Annotated in this window: 17 protein-coding genes; 8 read left to right on the top strand and 9 right to left on the bottom strand. The window is 49.1% G+C overall.

The annotated features are described in order from the left end of the window. Positions 1 to 109: 109 nt before the first annotated feature. Together L6I86_RS24290 and L6I86_RS24285 are read right to left on the bottom strand one after the other, a co-directional pair. Positions 110 to 844, bottom strand: a complete 735-nt coding sequence (locus tag L6I86_RS24290) for a DUF421 domain-containing protein (RefSeq protein WP_420851922.1) — start codon at positions 842 to 844, stop codon at positions 110 to 112. A 97-nt stretch (positions 845 to 941) separates the two neighbouring features. Further along, positions 942 to 1,796, bottom strand: coding sequence for an SDR family oxidoreductase (locus L6I86_RS24285; protein ID WP_236290998.1), 855 nt, complete (start codon positions 1,794 to 1,796; stop codon positions 942 to 944). 148 nt (positions 1,797 to 1,944) lie between these two features. Here L6I86_RS24285 and rpiA point away from each other — a divergent pair, with 148 nt between their 5' ends. After that, positions 1,945 to 2,607, top strand: coding sequence for a ribose-5-phosphate isomerase RpiA (rpiA, locus tag L6I86_RS24280; protein WP_236290997.1), 663 nt, complete (start codon positions 1,945 to 1,947; stop codon positions 2,605 to 2,607). 405 nt (positions 2,608 to 3,012) lie between these two features. On the opposite strand, the gene L6I86_RS24275 is transcribed toward rpiA, so the two are convergent. Both L6I86_RS24275 and L6I86_RS24270 read right to left on the bottom strand, forming a co-directional pair. After that, positions 3,013 to 3,513 carry a DinB family protein gene (locus L6I86_RS24275; protein ID WP_236290996.1) on the bottom strand — a complete coding sequence of 167 codons (501 nt, stop codon included), beginning with the start codon at positions 3,511 to 3,513 and terminating at the stop codon, positions 3,013 to 3,015. Positions 3,514 to 3,765: 252 nt separating this feature from the next. Further along, entirely contained in the window at positions 3,766 to 4,743 is a 978-nt protein-coding gene (locus L6I86_RS24270) for a helix-turn-helix transcriptional regulator (RefSeq protein ID WP_236290995.1), read from the bottom strand. Positions 4,744 to 4,883: 140 nt separating this feature from the next. Between L6I86_RS24270 and L6I86_RS24265 the strand changes: the two genes are divergently transcribed. Continuing rightward, a complete protein-coding gene (locus tag L6I86_RS24265; protein WP_236290994.1) occupies positions 4,884 to 6,365 on the top strand; it encodes an amidase family protein in 1,482 nt (493 codons plus the stop codon). Positions 6,366 to 6,402: 37 nt separating this feature from the next. Then, the gene (locus tag L6I86_RS24260; protein ID WP_236290993.1) at positions 6,403 to 7,263 is read left to right on the top strand and encodes a hypothetical protein; all 861 of its coding nucleotides are present in this window, start codon (positions 6,403 to 6,405) and stop codon (positions 7,261 to 7,263) included. A 71-nt stretch (positions 7,264 to 7,334) separates the two neighbouring features. Here L6I86_RS24260 and L6I86_RS24255 read toward each other — a convergent pair whose 3' ends face one another. Continuing rightward, on the bottom strand, positions 7,335 to 8,564 hold the full coding sequence (locus L6I86_RS24255) for an aminopeptidase (protein WP_236290992.1): 1,230 nt from the start codon (positions 8,562 to 8,564) through the stop codon (positions 7,335 to 7,337). Between the two features lie 84 nt (positions 8,565 to 8,648). On the opposite strand from L6I86_RS24255, the gene L6I86_RS24250 reads away from it, so the two are divergent. The 5 genes from L6I86_RS24250 (at position 8,649) to L6I86_RS24230 (ending at position 14,334) form a co-directional block, all read left to right on the top strand. After that, positions 8,649 to 10,328 carry a glutamine--tRNA ligase/YqeY domain fusion protein gene (locus tag L6I86_RS24250; RefSeq protein ID WP_236290991.1) on the top strand — a complete coding sequence of 560 codons (1,680 nt, stop codon included), beginning with the start codon at positions 8,649 to 8,651 and terminating at the stop codon, positions 10,326 to 10,328. Positions 10,329 to 10,721: 393 nt separating this feature from the next. Next, on the top strand, positions 10,722 to 11,300 hold the full coding sequence (locus L6I86_RS24245) for a histidine phosphatase family protein (protein WP_236290990.1): 579 nt from the start codon (positions 10,722 to 10,724) through the stop codon (positions 11,298 to 11,300). A gap of 179 nt (positions 11,301 to 11,479) precedes the next feature. After that, positions 11,480 to 12,175 (top strand): response regulator transcription factor, encoded by a 696-nt coding sequence (locus L6I86_RS24240; protein ID WP_236290989.1) that lies wholly within the window; start codon positions 11,480 to 11,482, stop codon positions 12,173 to 12,175. Beyond that, a complete protein-coding gene (locus tag L6I86_RS24235) occupies positions 12,169 to 13,557 on the top strand; it encodes a sensor histidine kinase (RefSeq protein WP_236290988.1) in 1,389 nt (462 codons plus the stop codon). Before L6I86_RS24240 ends, L6I86_RS24235 begins: the two co-directional genes overlap by 7 nt. Before the next feature lie 93 nt (positions 13,558 to 13,650). After that, positions 13,651 to 14,334 (top strand): hypothetical protein, encoded by a 684-nt coding sequence (locus tag L6I86_RS24230; protein WP_236290987.1) that lies wholly within the window; start codon positions 13,651 to 13,653, stop codon positions 14,332 to 14,334. Between the two features lie 52 nt (positions 14,335 to 14,386). Here L6I86_RS24230 and L6I86_RS24225 read toward each other — a convergent pair whose 3' ends face one another. From L6I86_RS24225 to L6I86_RS24210, 4 genes are read right to left on the bottom strand one after another with little or no spacing between them, the layout of a single operon-like run. Further along, a complete protein-coding gene (locus L6I86_RS24225; RefSeq protein WP_236290986.1) occupies positions 14,387 to 15,307 on the bottom strand; it encodes an MBL fold metallo-hydrolase in 921 nt (306 codons plus the stop codon). Positions 15,308 to 15,333: 26 nt separating this feature from the next. Then, positions 15,334 to 16,362, bottom strand: coding sequence for an ABC transporter substrate-binding protein (locus L6I86_RS24220; RefSeq protein ID WP_236290985.1), 1,029 nt, complete (start codon positions 16,360 to 16,362; stop codon positions 15,334 to 15,336). A gap of 36 nt (positions 16,363 to 16,398) precedes the next feature. Then, the gene (locus L6I86_RS24215; protein ID WP_236290984.1) at positions 16,399 to 17,154 is read right to left on the bottom strand and encodes an ABC transporter permease; all 756 of its coding nucleotides are present in this window, start codon (positions 17,152 to 17,154) and stop codon (positions 16,399 to 16,401) included. After that, complete coding sequence (locus tag L6I86_RS24210; RefSeq protein WP_236290983.1) at positions 17,087 to 17,926, bottom strand: ABC transporter ATP-binding protein; 840 nt, start codon at positions 17,924 to 17,926, stop codon at positions 17,087 to 17,089. The genes L6I86_RS24215 and L6I86_RS24210 overlap by 68 nt, the downstream gene beginning before the upstream one ends. Positions 17,927 to 17,938: the final 12 nt, after the last annotated feature.

Genomic DNA, 17,938 nt, shown 5'->3' with positions numbered 1-17,938 from the left:
ACCCCAACCCCCGCGCTACATTGGATGTATCCAGTGTACTGCACTGAAAAGTAGCTAAATATGAGTTTGTTTGGACCAATCAAACCACAAGAAAAAGACGAGCCAACGCTCAATGCAGCGTTAATTCGTCCCCTCCTTGCGTGTCACGTTCTGTGTATACACGCACTTGATCTTGATCATCAAGGGTTGCGAGCACGACGTGCTCCATGTCAACCTGTAAAGTCTGCATCTGCGCCTCCAGCCAAGCCAGATCTTTCCCCTGCTGCGCGAGCAGCTTTTTATCATAGGCGCCCTGAATAATAAGTGGCTTCACGAGGGAGAAAGGGTCGCTGGGGATTGCCATATCTTTGGCGGTTACCGTTTGATGCTGAGGCTCTAGGAATACGGAGACCATCCCACCGGGCTCCCACAAAGCGAGCGCCACTTTCTCGATATCCTCCACTTGTTGCTTGCGAAGCTCAGAGAAGAGGTGGTCGACTGAGATTTTGGCTTTGCGCAGGCCGCCCATGCGAAGCTTTCCGTGTTCAATAAGCGTCAGGGGTGAAGGTTCAAAGAGATGTTTGAGGAAGTTCCATTTTAGACTCAGCCACGAGGTTAGGAGATATAGTACCACGAGCGCAATAGTCGTGATCATGGAGCCCTTTAAGGCTAGGTGCTCGTCAGAGAGCGGATGTGCCATGATGTTGCCTAGAATGAGTGCAATGACGAAATCGAGAAAACGTAGTTGGGAGATCGAACGTTGGCCTAATGCTTTGGCGGTGATAAGCAGAAAAAAGTAGCCTATAACGGCTCGTAAAATCCACTGCATAGTGGTCAGTGATTCTTGACTGTGGAAGAAGTCCAAGGGTCGTCACACTCCGAACATAAGGTAAATGCTCCCTATAACGTACCCTTGTATGGGATCAGCTATCCGCGGTTTGCAGGGGAGCAGGCCCGATGATCTAGTGCTTACCGCTGGTGAGTCCGACCTGCTCCTCGCTCCAAGCCCAGAGCTGACGAGCTAGCGCGTCGTCCTTCGCTCGGGCGGAAACAGGCGCAATCGCCCGCCTGTAGAAGTACTCACCACTGACCGTCTGCACGTCAGGGCTCGTGGCCAAAAACACCGCCGTATCCGCGCCCTGCGCCGCCGTCAAGAAAAACGGCCGCATCATCGCATGCACGGCCTTCCCAAACCCGGTGTCGCGATCGACACCGATGTTCGTGGCCACCGCTCCCGGATGGAGCGAGTTGGCCGTGGCTGAAGTGCCTGCGAGCCGCTTCGCGAGCTCGCGGGTGAACAAGATATTCGCCAGCTTCGACTGGGCGTATCCGTTCCAGACCCGGAACCCTCGCTGCAGGTGAGGGTTAGCCCAATCGATGCGCCCGATTTTGTGGGCGCCGGAGGAGACATTGACGATCCGCCCTTGCGGAGCGCGGATGATAGCATCCAGCAGAAGCTGGGTCAGCAGAAAGTGGCCGAGATGGTTGACACCCATCATGGACTCGAAGCCATCTGCTGTGGTCTTTCGCTTCACGGTGACGACGCCAGCGTTGTTCACGAGCACATCCAACACGTCGTGCTTGGCTAGAAATGCCGCCGCAAAGGTGCGAATGCTCGCAAGCGAAGCGAGGTCGCAGAGCATCAGCTCGATGAGCTTGGAGCCGCTCTGGCGACGCGCTTCTGCGAGCGCCTGCTCGCCTCTTTGTTTGCTGCGGCAGAGCATGATGACTTTGGCGCCTTGCTGGGCCAAAGCCACCGTTGTAGCAAGGCCCATGCCAGAGTTAGCTCCAGTGATGAGTACCGTTTTATTGTGCATCGCGGATCCCCTCCCTTTTACTTCCAGTATAGCCGATGAGAAGATTCCTCGCTTACCATATTGCGCGAACGAAGCTCCGTTGTGTTTTTCTTTTTATGTTAAACTAGTTGGATAGAATTCAATCTGTGGAAGTGAGGAGCGTGCACACGTGGAAGCGAAAAAAGCAGCGGCAGAGCTAGCTATTACGGAGATTCGAGATGGGATGATCGTCGGTTTGGGGACGGGATCAACGGCCTATTGGGCCATCCAAGGGATTGGAGCTCGGGTGCAAAATGGCCTGAACATTCAGGCTGTTGCCACCTCAGTAGCCTCCGAGAACTTGGCTAAGGAGTTGGGGATTCCACTTATTCCATTTGCAAATATCTCAGAAATTGATGTCACGATAGATGGTGCAGATGAAGTCGACTCTGCTTGGCACGTAATCAAAGGCGGGGGAGGTGCGCTGCTGCGGGAGAAAATCGTTGCATTTTCAAGTAGGAAGCTGATTATCGTGGTGGATGAAAGTAAAGTTGTTGCGCAGCTTGGCGCATTTCCACTACCTGTTGAGGTTGTAAAGTTTGGCTATGAACTAACGATTCGGAAGCTCCGATCACTTGGCGTCAGGCCTAAAGTTAGAGCTGTTGATGGTCAGCCATTTGTGACGGACAACGGGAATTATATCATCGATTGTCATTTCGGCAGCATCCCTAACCCTGCTGATCTGCATCAGGCTATTAACGGGATTCCGGGTGTTGTGGAGAATGGGCTTTTTATTGGAATGGCGAGCCAGGTGATCGTGGGGTATAAGGATGGTTCGGTGGCCAGATTATAGGAAAAGGGCACACCAATATGCAAAAGAGTTGCTCCACAATTTCGTTAAGGAATTGAGGGGGCAACTCTTTCTATGTTTGAACGAGATTTATTTAGCTGACTCGATCATCGAAATCTAAGAAATAACTGGAAAACCTCCAGCTAATTTCGTCGACTTTCAGCCAATTAACAGATTAACTGGAAAACCTCCCGCTATTTCAACCGTTAGGAGTCATTTTGGATCAAATGCCTCAGATTAGCTGTAGGAAATCCAGTTATTCATCTAAAAAGGCTCATTCTGCTGAAATTAGCTACAGAAAATCCATCTATTCTACAGGAGCTCCGCCGATAGGGCTGAGGGGTGTAGATTGGGTGTGGGTTACAGGAGCTCCGCCGATATGGCGGAGGCTATGTGCAATAACATCCCCTACACCAACGGCTGCATACCCATTTCAACCCAACTTTCTCGCGTCGGACCGTAAATATCGGGAACGCGCAATCCAGCTTGGCGCATCAAGACGATCATTTCACCGCGATGGTGAATTTCATGGGAGATGAGAACGCGCAGTGTAAGCCCGTTAGGCCATTGATCGCCGTACATATCGCTTGTCTCGAACAACTTCGCGTCGGTCCATTGCGTCTGAATCGCTTCAATGGCTGCGGCAGCGGAGGCGCGGTAGGTGTCAGCGATGGTTTGGGCAGAAGCGGGGGCAAGCTCCTCGCCTTCAGGGGCGGCGAAAGTCAGTCCCGTGCGGGACAGCATCTCGTGGACCGTTGTGGCGATGTGCCAAGCAATTTGTCCAAGCGAGCGTAGTTCAGGTGTGATTTTCTGGGCAAGGGAAGCATCCGTCAGGACGTCCATGACGCGCTGTGTGCCTTGCGCTTCGCGGGCATACTCGGTTGCAAAATCTTCAATCATTTTGATCATGGGGGTTGTCCTCCTCAAAGTTTTTCGCCAGAAAAACTGGCATCACTAGCATGGGTTTTGGTCTTTTTCTCCAGTAAACTGGCATCTTTAGCATGGTCTTGGTCATTCCGCCAGAGAACCTGGCATCACTAGCATGGCATCCCTCTATGGATACGTCGTCAGCAGAGGCAGAGTTTCATAAAGATGCTTGCTCTTGGTTGATACGCACTCTTCATATTCCTAGTATAGACAAACAATGCTGACAACAGCGTGTCAGTGATTCGAATAGAGGGCGACTATTTTTTCGGCCTTTTCTTTGATGATGGCTGCGATATGCGCGGGTTCTAGAATGCGTAGGTTTGGACCATAGCCGAGCAGCATGTTATGCAGCCAAGGTTCATCGGGCTGCGTCGCTCTAATCATCAGTGTTCCGTCGGGCTGCATGGTCACATCCTCAGGTCGGAAATAATCTTCGATCTGCGCTCTAACATTCGGCTGCGCGTGCAGCACGAGCGTAATGAGGGTAGAGGGGTCTCTTTTGCCTCGACGATAATCGAGCTTCTCCAAATTTTCTTGCTTGCGTTCGAATGTTTGGGAAAGCACGTCGACACCGTGCATCCGGGATAATCGGAAAACACGGAAATCTTCACGCAGCAAGCAGTAACCGTACAGATACCAGCCGAAGCCTTTGACTACGATGCCCATGGGCTCAACGGTTCGTACGGACGGTTCGCTTTGCGATGATATATAGGAAAAGGTGACGAGCCTTGTCTCCTTGATTGCAGTGCGAAGAGCTGTCAGGTGCTCTGTATTTTGATGGTTATTGCCCCATGGATTTATGTCGAGAATAAGCTGGTTGCCCAGCCTGGCTGCGTCAGGTTGCTCGGATTTGGCGACGAGTGCGCCGACCTTATCCAGCAAATTGCTGATTTCTTGGTCGGGGACGGAAGCGCGAATTCCTTTGAGGCCGGTGATGATCGATTGCAGCTCTTCCAAAGACAGAAACTGACGATCCAGCCGGTATTGGTCCATGATTTCATAACCACCGCTGAGTCCCGCATAGGAAACTACCGGAATGCCAGCTTGGTTAATGGCCTCCACATCTCGATAAATGGTGCGCATAGATACCTCGAACCGCTCGGAAAGCTCTTTAGCACTAATACGGCGACGATTGAGCAGCAGCATGGTGATGGCGAGTAAACGATCTATTTTCAAAAGGAACACCTCATAAATTCTGGTCGTATTCTTCATTCTTTATTCGATTATACAGATGAAAATCCTTTGTTGCCCACTTTGCAGAAAGCTGCAAGGAAATCCCTGTTTTCAAAGAAGGTAAACCCGAAAACCTAGGGAATAAGTGTAACATAATAGTTGAGAGGTGGCGGTTGTTGATGGCGCATATTTCGGACGAATGGATGACAAATGCAGATATTATCACACTTCAACTTGCGATGGAACGGCAGGAAATCAACTCTGTAAATTTGGTTGTTTACTATATGGAGCGAATTAAAACCTATAATGGCCAAATTAATGCGGTGCTGGAGCTGAATCCAGATGCCGTAGAGATCGCGGAATCGTTAGATCGAGAACGTGCAGTAAGTGGGAGTCGGGGTCCTCTGCATGGCATTCCGATTTTGCTCAAAGACAATATTCAGACCGCTGACCGGATGCACACGAGTGCTGGGTCGATTTGTTTGGCGGAGCATGTGGCGACAGAGGACGCGTATATCGCTGCCAAGCTGCGTGACGCTGGTGCGGTGCTGCTTGGCAAGGTGAATATGACAGAGTGGGCCAATTTCATGGCAGTTGCGATGCCATCGGGCTATAGCTCAAGAGGCGGACAGGTGGTAAATCCATATGGACCTGGCATTTATGAAGTTGGAGGCTCCAGTTCGGGATCTGGTGCGGCGGTTGCAGCTCATTTTGCAGTAGGAGCCATTGGTACGGAAACGTCCGGATCTATCGTCAATCCAGCGGGGCATAACAGTCTTGTCGGCTTGAAGCCAACGGTTGGCCTGCTAAGTCGCTCTGGCATTATTCCGCTTGCCAGCAGTCAGGATACACCGGGTCCGATGACTCGCTCCGTGAGTGATGCGGCTGTGTTGCTTGGCGTGATGACGGGTGTAGACGCAGCGGATGCACATAGTATAGCTAGCGACGGTCAGGGCCATCGGGATTATACCCCTTTTCTCAATCGTCGAGGGCTCCATCAAGCCAGAATAGGGATTCCACGTTGGTATTATCAGCAGTTGGATGAGGAAGAACGGCAGCTTGCCGAGCAGGCCATTCAAGTTTTGCGCGACGAAGGTGCGATTGTCATTGATGATGTTGTGCTTCCTTGCCAAGATGCTGTTTGGAACTACGATGTGCTGCTCTACGAATTCAAAAGAGATCTAAACGCCTACCTGGCCAAGCTAGATCCGTCCAAGACACCTGTGCATTCCTTATATGAGATTATTGCATTCAATGAACAGCATGCGGAAAAGGCGCTGGTCTATGGGCAGGACACGCTGATTTGGTCAGAGGATGCGAACGGGACGCTTACGGAAGAGACTTATTTGACGAGTCTACATAGATATCAAGAGCTCACACGAGCACAAGGGATCGATCATGCCCTTCACACGTATCAACTCGATGCGTTGTTTTTTCCCAAAGATGAAGGCGAGGATATTGCCGCCAGGGCAGGCTATCCACTGTTGATTGTACCCGCTGGTTACACAAGCAAAGGGCCAATGGGTGTCATGTTTGCAGCCGGAGCATTCAGTGAACCGACGTTGATTAAGCTTGCGTATGCGTTCGAGCAGGCGACGCTTTATCGCAGACCACCTCTTTTTAGTTATTTTCCGCATACCACAATGGGAAATTTGGAATAATAAACCGAATTCAATTCCATGATGGGAAGTGCGAACAATGTCTCGGTTTAGAAATAGTTTTACAATCCCACTGCGCGCAGCAGCGATGGGTATGCTTTTGAGTGGCGCTTTAAGCTTTGGTGGATCGGCAGAGGCCTTTACACAAGCGGTACCTCCGCCATCCTCACAGCTAGCGCCTCCACAGAGTGGGCAAGGTCAGCTCATCCAGACGCGTGAAATTGATGTCACCGGCGATGGCAAATTAGATATGGTCTCCCTTGTCGGTCTGAAATCAGACCTGAACAGCCCCTATTATGACAAGCTGTTTATCTCCGTCACCGGACAAGGTCAGGCGCAGGTCGTGATTCCGCTAGAAGGCGGCTATAATCCGAAGATGGATTTTTGTGATTTTATCCATGACAAGCTGCCTCAGATCTATGTAACCTCTGATACCGGCGGCAGTGGCGGGTTTACCTCGAATTATATCTATTCGCTCAAAAATAACGTGCCCACCGCAATCCCGATGCCGGAACCGCTGCATGTCAAAGCGACCTTTAAGAATAATTATAAGGTGAAGATGAAAATCGAGGAGACCGGCAAATCCTTCACCCTCGATATTGCGGATCGCAAGGAGGCTTACGAGCAATTTGGCATTTACAATCAAGGGAAAATTGTGAAGCCAATCATTGTTAATGTAGATGCATACAGCCTGTTGAAGCCCGTCGATGTGGATCGGGATGGCTACTGTGAACTGAAAGGTGTTCAGCGCATCACAGGTATCGCGAATGCGGACACACTAGGCTATGTCACTTCGTTGTGGAAATGGCACAAAGGCCAATGGAAGCTGAAGAAAGCGGCTGTTACGCAAACCTTGACAACCAGCATGGTGCGTGCACCGAGTCCAGAAGACGAGGACTAGATGCGAGAAAGACCGCCCATACATGGAAATTAGTTTCCACGTAGGAGCGGTCTTTCATTGTTGTACGGGTCTTATGCCCAGTTCCCATTGCGGAATAGGGGCTCACGCGTACCGTCTGCCAAGATCCCGTCAATCGCCATATCTTTGGAACCAATCATGAAATCCACGTGGATTAAGCTTTTGTTATAGCCATTTGCCTCAAGCTCCTCGGCACTCATCGTTGTTCCCCCCTCAATCGTGAACGGGTAGGAATTGCCGAGTGCGACGTGACAGGAAGCATTTTCATCGAAAAGTGTGTTGTAGTAGATGAGGCCTGATTGTGAAATAGGCGAGTCATAGGGCACGAGTGCCACTTCCCCCAAATAACGAGAGCCTTCATCCATATTCAGCATGTTGTTCAATACTTCTTGCCCCACTTCTGCGGTTGCCTCGACGACGCGGCCATCCTTGAAGGTTAGGGAGAAGCCATCAATCAATGAGCCTTGGTAGCTCAGCGGCAGCGTGCTGCGCACTGTACCGTTCGTGCCGTTACGAGCTGGCATCGTGAACACTTCTTCAGTTGGAATGTTCGGTACGAAGAAAATGCCGCTGTCGGTCTCACTGCCTGCAGCAACCCATTGATGCTTAGGTGCTAGTTCTATGTATAAGTCGGTTCCTGGAGACTGGAAATGAAGCTGCTTATATTTCATCTTGTTCAGCATATTCTGCTTCGCGGTCAATGTAGCAATATGCTCTTTCCATGCCGAAACAGGATCTGCTTTGTCTACACGTGTCAGCTTGAAAATTTGCTCCCACAGCTGCGTAATCCGCTCGGATTCGCTCAAATTCGGGAATACCTTCGCTGACCATTCGGCCGTCGGATAAGAGACCATCAACCAGTTGACCTTGTTGTTGCGCATATAGGAAAGGAAGCCTGCACGTGCAGTTGCTGCTGCTTTACTGGACATTGCGACGCGTTCAGGGGCGACTTCCTTGAACAAGTCCGAGTTAGGCGCATAAATGGACAGGAATGCAGCGCCGTCCTTCGCCATTTCCTCCATGCCAGTTGCCCTCCACATAGGGTAAGTCTGCAGGGTGTCTTCGGAAGCGTTCTTAAGGCGGAGCGCCTTCACTTCATCGTCATCCCAATCGACTACAACGTCTTTAGCGCCTGCTTCATAAGCTTTCTTCGTCAGCTTGCGGACGAAATCGGCACAAGCAATCGGCGTTGTGATGACCACGGTTTGATCCTTTTGTACATTTAATCCGACGCGTATGGCAAGCTCTGCATATTGATCTAAGTAATGCTCGAATGATTCCATCTCTATGTCTCCTTTATATTTGAGTACCATATAGTGTATGATAGAAAATAAAACTTTAACCCGTGGGAGAAAGGCTGGGCACATATGGAAACGAAAAACGCTGAAGCTAACGTAAGCGCAATATCAAATTTCATTAAGAACATTGTAAACGAAGATTTGAAATCAGGCAAAGTCAGTCAGGTCGTGACCCGATTTCCCCCGGAGCCGAACGGTTACCTTCATATAGGACATGCAAAGGCGATATGCACGAACTTTGAAATTGCCGATGATTTCAATGGGTTGACGAACCTTCGATTTGATGATACGAATCCAGTCAAGGAAGATGTTGAATATGTGGAGTCCATTAAAGAAGATGTGGCTTGGCTTGGTTTTCAATGGGACGGGCTGTTCTTTGCTTCTGACTATTTTGAAGAAATGTATAGCCGAGCATTAGTCTTGATTCGTAAAGGACTGGCTTATGTAGACGACCAATCTGCGGATGAAATCCGTGAAACTCGTGGAACATTGACACAGGGAGGAACAAATAGTCCGTATCGTGAACGCACGATAGAGGAAAATTTGTCCCTATTTGAGCGTATGCGTGCTGGTGAGTTCAAAGACGGCGAGCGTGTGCTGCGTGCCAAAATTGATATGTCTTCGCCGAATATTAATCTTAGAGATCCGGTTATCTACCGTATTCTTCACGCACATCACCATAACACAGGAGACGCGTGGTGCATCTATCCGATGTATACGTACGCTCACCCACTGGAAGATGCGATTGAAGGTGTCACGCACTCGCTCTGTTCAAGTGAGTTCGAGGACCAACGTCCGTTCTACGACTGGGTGATTCGTGAGTGCGAGATGCCGAATGTGCCGAGACAATATGAATTCGCTCGTATTTCCTTAATGAATACCGTTACGAGCAAAAGAAAGCTGAAACAACTCGTCGACGAGAAAGCCGTTGACGGTTGGGACGATCCACGAATGCCGACCATATCAGGTCTTCGCCGTAGAGGCTTGACGCCGGAGTCGATTCGCAATTTTGTCCGTGAGCTTGGCGTATCGAAAGGCGGCGGTGGCAGTGTTGTTGACACTCGCATGCTGGATCACTTCATCCGCGAGGATTTGAAGTTGAAGGCGCTGCGCACGATGGGCGTGCTGAATCCGCTCAAAGTCGTCATCACCAACTATCCCGAGGATGGCGTGGAGATGCTGGAAGCGGAGAATAATTCCGAGAACCCGGAAATGGGCAATCGTATGATTCCATTCTCTCGCGAGATTTACATCGAGCAAGATGACTTCATGGAAAATCCACCGGCCAAATATTTCCGGTTATTTCCTGGCAATGAAGTTCGTTTGAAAAACGCCTACTTCATCAAATGCAACGACTTCATCAAGGATGCTGATGGCAACGTGGTTGAACTGCACTGTACCTATGATGTTGAGACGAAAAGCGGCAGCGGCTTTACCGGTCGTAAAGTCAAAGGTACGATCCACTGGGTGGATGCGAAAAGCGCTGTACCAGCGGAATTCCGTCTGTATGAGCCACTGATTTTGGACGATGAGGAAGGCGAAGAAGAGACATCGTTCATGGATAAAGTGAACCCGAATTCCTTGCAAATCGTGCAAGGTTTCGTCGAAGACAACATGAAGAGCGTAAGCCCACAGGATAAATTCCAGTTCTTCCGCCACGGCTACTTCAACGTGGATCCGAAGTACACAACACCAGATCATTTGGTGTTTAACTTGATCGTGTCGTTGAAAAGCTCGTTCGTGGTGTAACGAACGGATCTATAGTTGGAACCGAACCCCCTAGCGGATGCTAGGGGGTTTGGTATTTTGGCTTCGTAGTGAGGGCGCATGAGGGTAAGCTCCATGATAAGGCAAAGAACGACCTACTATCAGTCTCACAGCAACCTGCAAAAGTGCTACTATTTGGGCCAAAGTTCCCCGAATTCGGAGCATTCTTGGGAAAAGGATGCCTTTTTGCACGCATGTACTGTTAACTAGGAGATTCGTGGGGAAAAGGATGCCTATTAGCAGTTTTCAGTCGAAGTGCAGGAGATTTAAAGCATTTCGCGAATGCGTATAAGGAAATATTTGTGAAAATGAGGATATAGGGGTCTACGAACTTTCCGCTCACAACTATGAATAAAGTAGCTTAAGGAGGCGCACATGAAGACGACGATTTATATGGTCAGACATGCGGAATCACCTTATACAGAAGGAAATGAAAGAACGAGGGGACTTACCCTCAAGGGGAAATTGAATGCTGACGGCATCACAAGGATATTAAAAGATGAAGGAATCGACGTGCTGATATCCAGCCCTTATGCGCGAGCTATTCTAACCTTGGAGGGGTTGGCTCAAGAATTAGAACAAGAGATTAAGATAGTGGAAGATCTTCGAGAAAGGCATTTTTCTGGAGAAGATGATCTTATTCCTACAGAAAAATTCATGTCTGAGATGAAGCGGATGTTCGACGACTTTGATTATGCCTATCCAGGTGGAGAGTCTAACAGAGCCTGCCAGCAAAGAGCGGTGGTCGTATTGAGAGATATCCTAGAAGAAAATAAAGGGAAGAAGATCGCCATTGGCACACATGGTAACGTTATGACATTAATGATGAATCATTTTGATGCGACATATGGATTCGATTTCTTGAATCAAACCATGAAGCCTGATATTTATAAAATGCAATTTAATGACCTCGAATTAGAGGAAGTGACAAGGCTCTGGGAATACCGCGAATAAAAATGTACGACATATTACGATAAAACAGAGCAATCTCCCAGCCGACGGAAGCTGAAGGACTGTTCTATTTGTATGTGTAGCAGAAAGAGTATACTAGAATACGCTGAAAAGAAATTTTTCCATCACAATTATCCAGTAAAATAAAAGGATAAGGTTTTAAATAGGGAGCGTGACCACACGTGACATTGGTATTAGTCGTAGATGATGATCTGAATATATGCAAAATAACGAAGCTATACCTGGAAAAGAACGGTTTCGAGGTAGCGACGGCGAATGACGGCGAGCAGGCGCTCGAACGGTTTAAAGAGCTGCAGCCCGATTTCATTGTGCTGGATATTATGCTGCCGAAGCGCGACGGGTGGTCCGTCTGTCAGATGGTCCGTGCACAAAGCGATGTGCCGATTCTGATGCTAACGGCGCGAGGCCACGTGGATGAGCGCGTGGAAGGCCTGCGGATGGGAGCTGACGACTATTTGGTGAAGCCTTTTGACCCGAATGAACTGGTCGCACGGGTAACGACAATCCTTCGTCGGACGGGGCTTCGCACCCAAGTAGCGCCTGCGGCCAATGTATACGAGGTCGGCAGCTTGCGTATTGATAGCCTAGCCCATGAGGTAACCGTTGATGGGCAGGTTGTGGCGCTGCCGAAGAAGGAGTATGAGCTGCTGCTGTTTTTCGTACGGAATCCGAATCAAGTGTTCACGCGCGAGGATCTGATCGCTAAGATCTGGGGGTGGGATTTCGAAGGTGAGGACCGTGTGGTCGATTTATATATCAAACGATTAAGACAGAAGCTCACCGCAGGGAAAGAGGACTGGAGTATCCGCACGGTGTGGGGTGTGGGATATAAGTTTGAGGGACCTGGCATATGCTGAGTTCCTTTTATCGCAAGCTATTATTTATATACATAGCTATTACGGTGGTGTCTATTTTAGCGATTTCGGGTGCAATTGGTTACACGATGAAGCAGAAGACGTACGACCGCAGCGAGAAGCTTTTATTGGAAAAAGTGGAGCAAGTGGAGGAGCTAGCGAAGGATTTGTTCGATAATTCGACGGCTCAGAAGGATTTCCGCAAGCAAATTAATGCGATGGAGAAAACCTCAAATGTCCGCGTTTCGGTCATTCGACATCCTCGAGCGACCTTGGATAAAATCCAAGCTGTAGGCGAAGTTCCTGCCAGGCTAGGTTGGGTGGAGAAGGTGCTCTCCGGTAACCCGGTGACGGTGAAGAGTACATTTACACAGAATAGCAATGTCAAAATGCTGATCGTCGGACGTCCAGTCCTACAGGACAACCGAGTGGTTGGGGCGATTTTCCTGTATACGCCTATCGTGAACATTCAAGGTACGATTAATGAGATTAATCGCGCTATTTATATTTCTGCCCTCGTGGTTGCACTACTGGCTATTGCGCTTCTGTACTTTGTGTCGCGGCACTTTGTAAAGCCTCTGCAGCAGATGAGCAAGACAGCGGAGGCGCTGGCACTGGGGGATTTTAGCGGTAGGGTGCCTGTACGCGGAAAAGATGAAATCGCCTCGTTGTCGGGATCGCTCAACCGAATGGCAGGCAAGCTGCAAAAGGTCGAAGAAGGCCGCAAGCGGTTCCTCTCCGAAATTTCTCACGAGCTAAGGACCCCGCTGACGACGATTCGGGCCTCTCTGCAGGGCATCACGGATGGCGTGGTAGAACCTGAAGATGCGAAGGAATTTATCGATATCTCCCTCCAGGAGACATTGCGATTAAGCCATTTGGTAGATGATCTGCTGGAGCTGTCTTCGTTTGAGGAAAAGCAGGTGAAGCTGACGATGCAAGCCGTTGATCTGCCAGAGTTAATTGGACTCGTCGTGACGCAGCTGAAGATGAAGGCGAAAGGCAAGGGAATTGAGATCAGTGCAGATAGTGAGGCCCCCTACACTGTCAAGGCTGACGCGGATCGACTCCGGCAAGTGTTCATCAATTTACTAGATAATGCAATCAATCACATCCCAGAAGGCTCGCAAGCAGGGATCCGCGTGAAGGCGGTCAGGCAGGAGCGATGGATCGAGGTGTGGGATGATGGGCAGGGCATCTCTCCAGAGAAACTGCCACATCTGTTTGATCGGTTTTACAAAGCGGACGAAAGCCGCAATCGCTCCGGCGCAGGGCTGGGTTTAACGATTTGTAAACACATTATCGAGGCGCACGGCGGTTCCATTCGGGTCGAGTCGCAGCTGGGGGCTGGGACGGTGTTCAAAATCTTTTTCCCAACAGTATAAATGTCCTCGCATGACAAACTTATGACATAACTATGGGATAAGATAGGGTTCGTAAGGTATACAGCCATTAAACGAATCGAGGAGTGATTCCACATGTTGAAGAAGAAGTTAGCAGGAATAGTATTGGTAGGTGCGATTGTATGCTCCGTTCCGGTGGCGGCTTTCGCCGAAAATGTACAAGGAGATGCAGCAACGTCGCAGGCAAGCAAGTTGCATCCTATGAAACAACTTTTATTAGAAAAAGCGCAAGCTTATGGCATAGTGACAGACGGTAAAACGAACAAGGAGATTAAGACAGAGTTGAAAGCGGCTGGCACAGCGAAGCATACCGAACGCCTGAATGCAGCGGCAGCTAAATTGGGTATCTCCACAGATGGCAAGACAGCGGAGCAGCTCAAAACGGAGATCAAAGCTGCTGTTGGCGTGAAGTTGCATGAGAAAGCCACCAAGCTAGGCGTGAGCGCGGATGGTCTGACGAACAAGGAGCTGAAAGCAGCCTTGAAAGCAGCCTTGAAAGCAGCTGCTGTAACGAAGTTGCAAGCAAAAGCGACCGAAGCGGGTATCGCGATGGATGGCAAAACAGGCAAGGAAATCCGTACAGCCTTGAAAGCTGCCAAAGAAGCAAAGAAAGCAGCGAAACAAGCGAAGAAATCAGAGGCTGTGAACAAGAAAGCAGCCAAACTAGGCATCTCCACAGATGGTAAAACAACGGAGCAGGTATACACGGAGATCGAAAGTGCGCTGAAAGCCAAATGGGCGAAACAAGCAGCTAAATAAGCGTGGCAGATAAAGAAGCAGCCCTGGGCGAATAACTCAGGGCTGCTTTTCATTACGAGAGGTCAAATACCATTAAATCTCGAGCCATCGTAATTCGTCCCTCGTAGATGTCGCTCATGCCTTCTGTGTAGGCGGCCTCCGCCTCCTCAGTGGCGGCAGGAGCAGGAATGTGATGGGTGAGCACCAGATGAGCCACGTCTGCTTCTCGGGCGATTTCTGCCACTTGGTGCGTCGTTGAATGATACTTGGCTGGATTAGACAGGCCAATGGTCTGCTCTGGAAATTTGGCAATCAGCGCGTCCAACCACGCTTTGTTATAAGATTCGTGTACAAGTAAATCCGCACCGCGACTATGTTTGATCATATTGTCAACCGGGATGGTATCGCCCGAAATGACTACCGACCTCCCGTTGAACTCGAATTTATAGGCAATAGCAGGATCAACAGGTTTATGATCGACTTCGAAAGCGGTGATTTTAATGCCGCCTTGGTCGTAAACAACACCATCGTTGCTTTCAAAATAACGAATGTCCGCTCCTTCACCCGCAGAGAAGTTATAGTTCACTCGGAGATTTACGTCGAAATCGAATGAGGCTCTCATTTTGCCAATAATCTCTTTCGTTGTAGTGGGTCCATAGACATTCATAGGCCCTTTTCGCCCCTCAAAAACCCGATCCGCGATCACATGTGTCCGCCAGCTCGTGATGAAGACATCGAAAAACCCTGAATTATGATCGCTATGATGGTGTGTGAAAAAGACATCCGAAATCCTTTGCGGCATAATCCCCGCCTTAATCAATTGATCAACGGTCGCGCCTCCGCAATCGAATAGAAAGGTTTTATCCCCTGCGAGAATAGCGACGCCTGCCTTCGCCCTGCCATAAAAAGCCCTCGGTGTGCCCGTACCAAGAATGACGACTTTGATGTGCTCATGATAATCAGGTAATAGGTTTTCCTGTGGTTGTATAAACAAGTGAAGGCCTCCTCAGTCACATATGGTTATTTTTCTTTTCGCACTTCATTTAAAAGAGATAAATCGAGGAATTTGCTGAAATCCAACTCTTCCGCTTTCACTTTTAAGTACCCTGCATCAAAAGAGGTTTTAGCCTGCTCATTAATATCCTCTAACGTGATCTCTTCGGTTAATTTCAAGTGGTCGAGAGCGGTTTTGATGAGCGCAGGTTCCATTCCTTTACCCGTTAACTGCTTCAATTCATCGCTAATCAGATCATAAGCTTTGCTCGGGTTTTGCTGAATGAAATCGATCGCTTGTTTGTTGGCTTTCACGGCTTTTTTGGCCAAATCATGGTGATCCTTCAGAAACGTATCGCTGGCTACGAGAATCGTTAACGGATAGTTCCCGTCTTTTGGCGGGATCTTGTTCCAGTCGACTAAAATTGTACCAGAACCCTCTTGGATAATCTGTGTGCCCCAAGGCTCTGCAATCAAGGTCGCGTCCACTTCTTTCTGACGGATCGCAACTAACGTATCTGCCGGGGCACGCGTAACGATTTGTACGCCTGACGTATCGGTCGATACTTTTAATCCTTCCTGTTTGAGCAGCAAACGAAGGGATAGATCTGGCGTGCCTCCTTTAGCAGCAACAGCTACTGTTTTGCCGACGAGATCCTTAACAGAGTTGATGCCTGCGTCCTTGCGTGCAACTAATACGGCACCGCCGTTATTCGCGCCAGCAATGACTCGGATATTTTTGCTTTTCAAATATTGATTGATGACCGGTCCCGGTCCCACGTAGCCAATATCAATTTGATCCGTGGCAATCGCTGTTGCGAAGTCCGCTCCATTGTCAAAAGCCGTGACGTCAATCTTGGCGTTTTTACCAAAAGCGTCCTGAAAATAGTTGTTTTGCAGGGCGATAAATCCCGGAGCATGGGTGACGTTTTTCAAAATACCAATTTTCACAGTCGTACTGACAGCGCTTGAAGCAGTCTCTTTACTCTGGCCGCAAGCAGACAAAACCAAGGGTACGACTAAAACCAAACTCATGATCCAACCTACTTTTTTCACACTAATTCCCCCTTATTTGGTTCTAGGAAACGCCATTTATTTCTTAAGCTGAAAACGAAGCACAATGCGATCCTCTAGTTGTTTAAAGCAGAAATGATCTGAAATGGTACCGATCACAGCGATGATGATGACGACACACAGGATCGTTGCCGTATCGCCAAGTCCGCGTCCATCCTGCAGCATTTGCCCGAGCCCCACGCCTTTGGCAATCAGCTCGCCAGCTACAAGTGCCCGCCATGCGAAGGCCCAAGCTACGCGGATGCCTGTAATCCAATGGGGAAATGCCGCCGGCAGCTGCACTTGAAAGAATAAGCGGTATCCGCTGCCTGTTCCCAGCATTTGCGCAGCTCGTAGATGAATCGGGGAAATGTTCATGATCCCTGTACGGCTTGCCATCGACATTGTCCATGTTGCGCCAATAGTCGTAATGAAAATGACCGAAGTGTCATTGAGTCCGAACCAGATAATTGCAAAGGGAAGCCAAGCGATACTCGGGACGGTCTGGAGGGCAACAACGACAAAGCCAAAGGTTTCGTCAAAATACCGATAGCGAGCAAATAAATAACCTAATAGTGTCCCAATCCCAATGGAAATGGCAAATGAAATGAGTAAGCGACGGAGACTAGCTCCAATGGCACTTAAGAGATGTCCGTTAACAAACCCGTCATAGAAGGCCTGGAAGGTTTGCAGCGGGGAAGGAAACTTCCACCCCCACTGGAAAATTCTAAATCCCAACTCCCATATGATCAGCAGCAGAATTAGAAATAGCGTTCTTCTTAAGGCTGTATGCATGGCCAAGCTCCTCTCTGACTACCTTCTCGAGCTCATCCGTCAGAGCTTCCATAATTTTATTTTCCAAAGCATGAATGAGCGGATCACTGCTTTGATGAGGCCTAGCTGCCTGCACGGCGAATTCCTTCTTAACCCTGCCTGGCTGCGTTGCCATCACGACAACACGATCTGATAACATGACGGCTTCACGAATGTTGTGCGTAATGAACAAGATGGTTTTACCGGTCTTAAGCCAAATCTCTTCCAAATCCTTCAGTAAAATGAAGCGCGTTTGCTCATCCAATGCTGCAAAGGGTTCATCCATTAAGAGGATCTCAGGATCCATAACGAGCGCTCTGGCAATCGCTACTCTTTGTTTCATCCCGCCAGACAGCTCATGCGGATAACGATCGATGAACTTGCTCAAGTGCACAGCTTTAATTTGTTCAGAAGCAAGTGCATAGCGTTCTTTCTTGGATAGCCCTTTTTGCTTCAAACCGAAGGCCACATTATCCAGTACCGTAAGCCAAGGAAACAAGCCGTGTTCTTGGAAAACGACAATGCGATCGGCTCCTGGCGCAGTAACCTTTTGCCCATTGACGGTAATCGTTCCGCTGCTCACTTGTTCGAATCCGGCGATCAGATTCAAGAGGGTGGATTTCCCACAGCCTGAAGGTCCTACGATGGAGACGAATTCTCCCTTTTTAATCGTGAGAGAAACGTGATCTAAAGCCGTATAAGATTTGCCTTTTTTCTGTGAAAAGGATTTATTCACATGATTTATCGTGATCATAGGGTTGGCCTC

The sequence above is a fragment of the Paenibacillus allorhizoplanae genome (assembly GCF_927798215.1).
In the GTDB taxonomy this organism is placed as follows: domain Bacteria; phylum Bacillota; class Bacilli; order Paenibacillales; family NBRC-103111; genus Paenibacillus_E; species Paenibacillus_E allorhizoplanae.
This window is presented reverse-complemented; position numbering and strand designations above follow the sequence as displayed.

Bases quoted from the DNA above. Each gene is read 5' to 3' on its own strand.
- L6I86_RS24255 (WP_236290992.1), bottom strand. From the start codon at position 8,564: ATGGAATCATTCGAGCATTACTTAGATCAATATGCAGAGCTTGCCATA.
- L6I86_RS24265 (WP_236290994.1), top strand. From the start codon at position 4,884: ATGGCGCATATTTCGGACGAATGGATGACAAATGCAGATATTATCACA.
- L6I86_RS24285 (WP_236290998.1), bottom strand. From the start codon at position 1,796: ATGCACAATAAAACGGTACTCATCACTGGAGCTAACTCTGGCATGGGC.
- L6I86_RS24215 (WP_236290984.1), bottom strand. From the start codon at position 17,154: ATGCATACAGCCTTAAGAAGAACGCTATTTCTAATTCTGCTGCTGATC.
- L6I86_RS24250 (WP_236290991.1), top strand. From the start codon at position 8,649: ATGGAAACGAAAAACGCTGAAGCTAACGTAAGCGCAATATCAAATTTC.
- L6I86_RS24275 (WP_236290996.1), bottom strand. From the start codon at position 3,513: ATGATCAAAATGATTGAAGATTTTGCAACCGAGTATGCCCGCGAAGCG.
- L6I86_RS24210 (WP_236290983.1), bottom strand. From the start codon at position 17,926: ATGATCACGATAAATCATGTGAATAAATCCTTTTCACAGAAAAAAGGC.
- L6I86_RS24270 (WP_236290995.1), bottom strand. From the start codon at position 4,743: ATGAAGAATACGACCAGAATTTATGAGGTGTTCCTTTTGAAAATAGAT.
- L6I86_RS24235 (WP_236290988.1), top strand. From the start codon at position 12,169: ATGCTGAGTTCCTTTTATCGCAAGCTATTATTTATATACATAGCTATT.
- L6I86_RS24260 (WP_236290993.1), top strand. From the start codon at position 6,403: ATGTCTCGGTTTAGAAATAGTTTTACAATCCCACTGCGCGCAGCAGCG.
- L6I86_RS24245 (WP_236290990.1), top strand. From the start codon at position 10,722: ATGAAGACGACGATTTATATGGTCAGACATGCGGAATCACCTTATACA.
- L6I86_RS24230 (WP_236290987.1), top strand. From the start codon at position 13,651: ATGTTGAAGAAGAAGTTAGCAGGAATAGTATTGGTAGGTGCGATTGTA.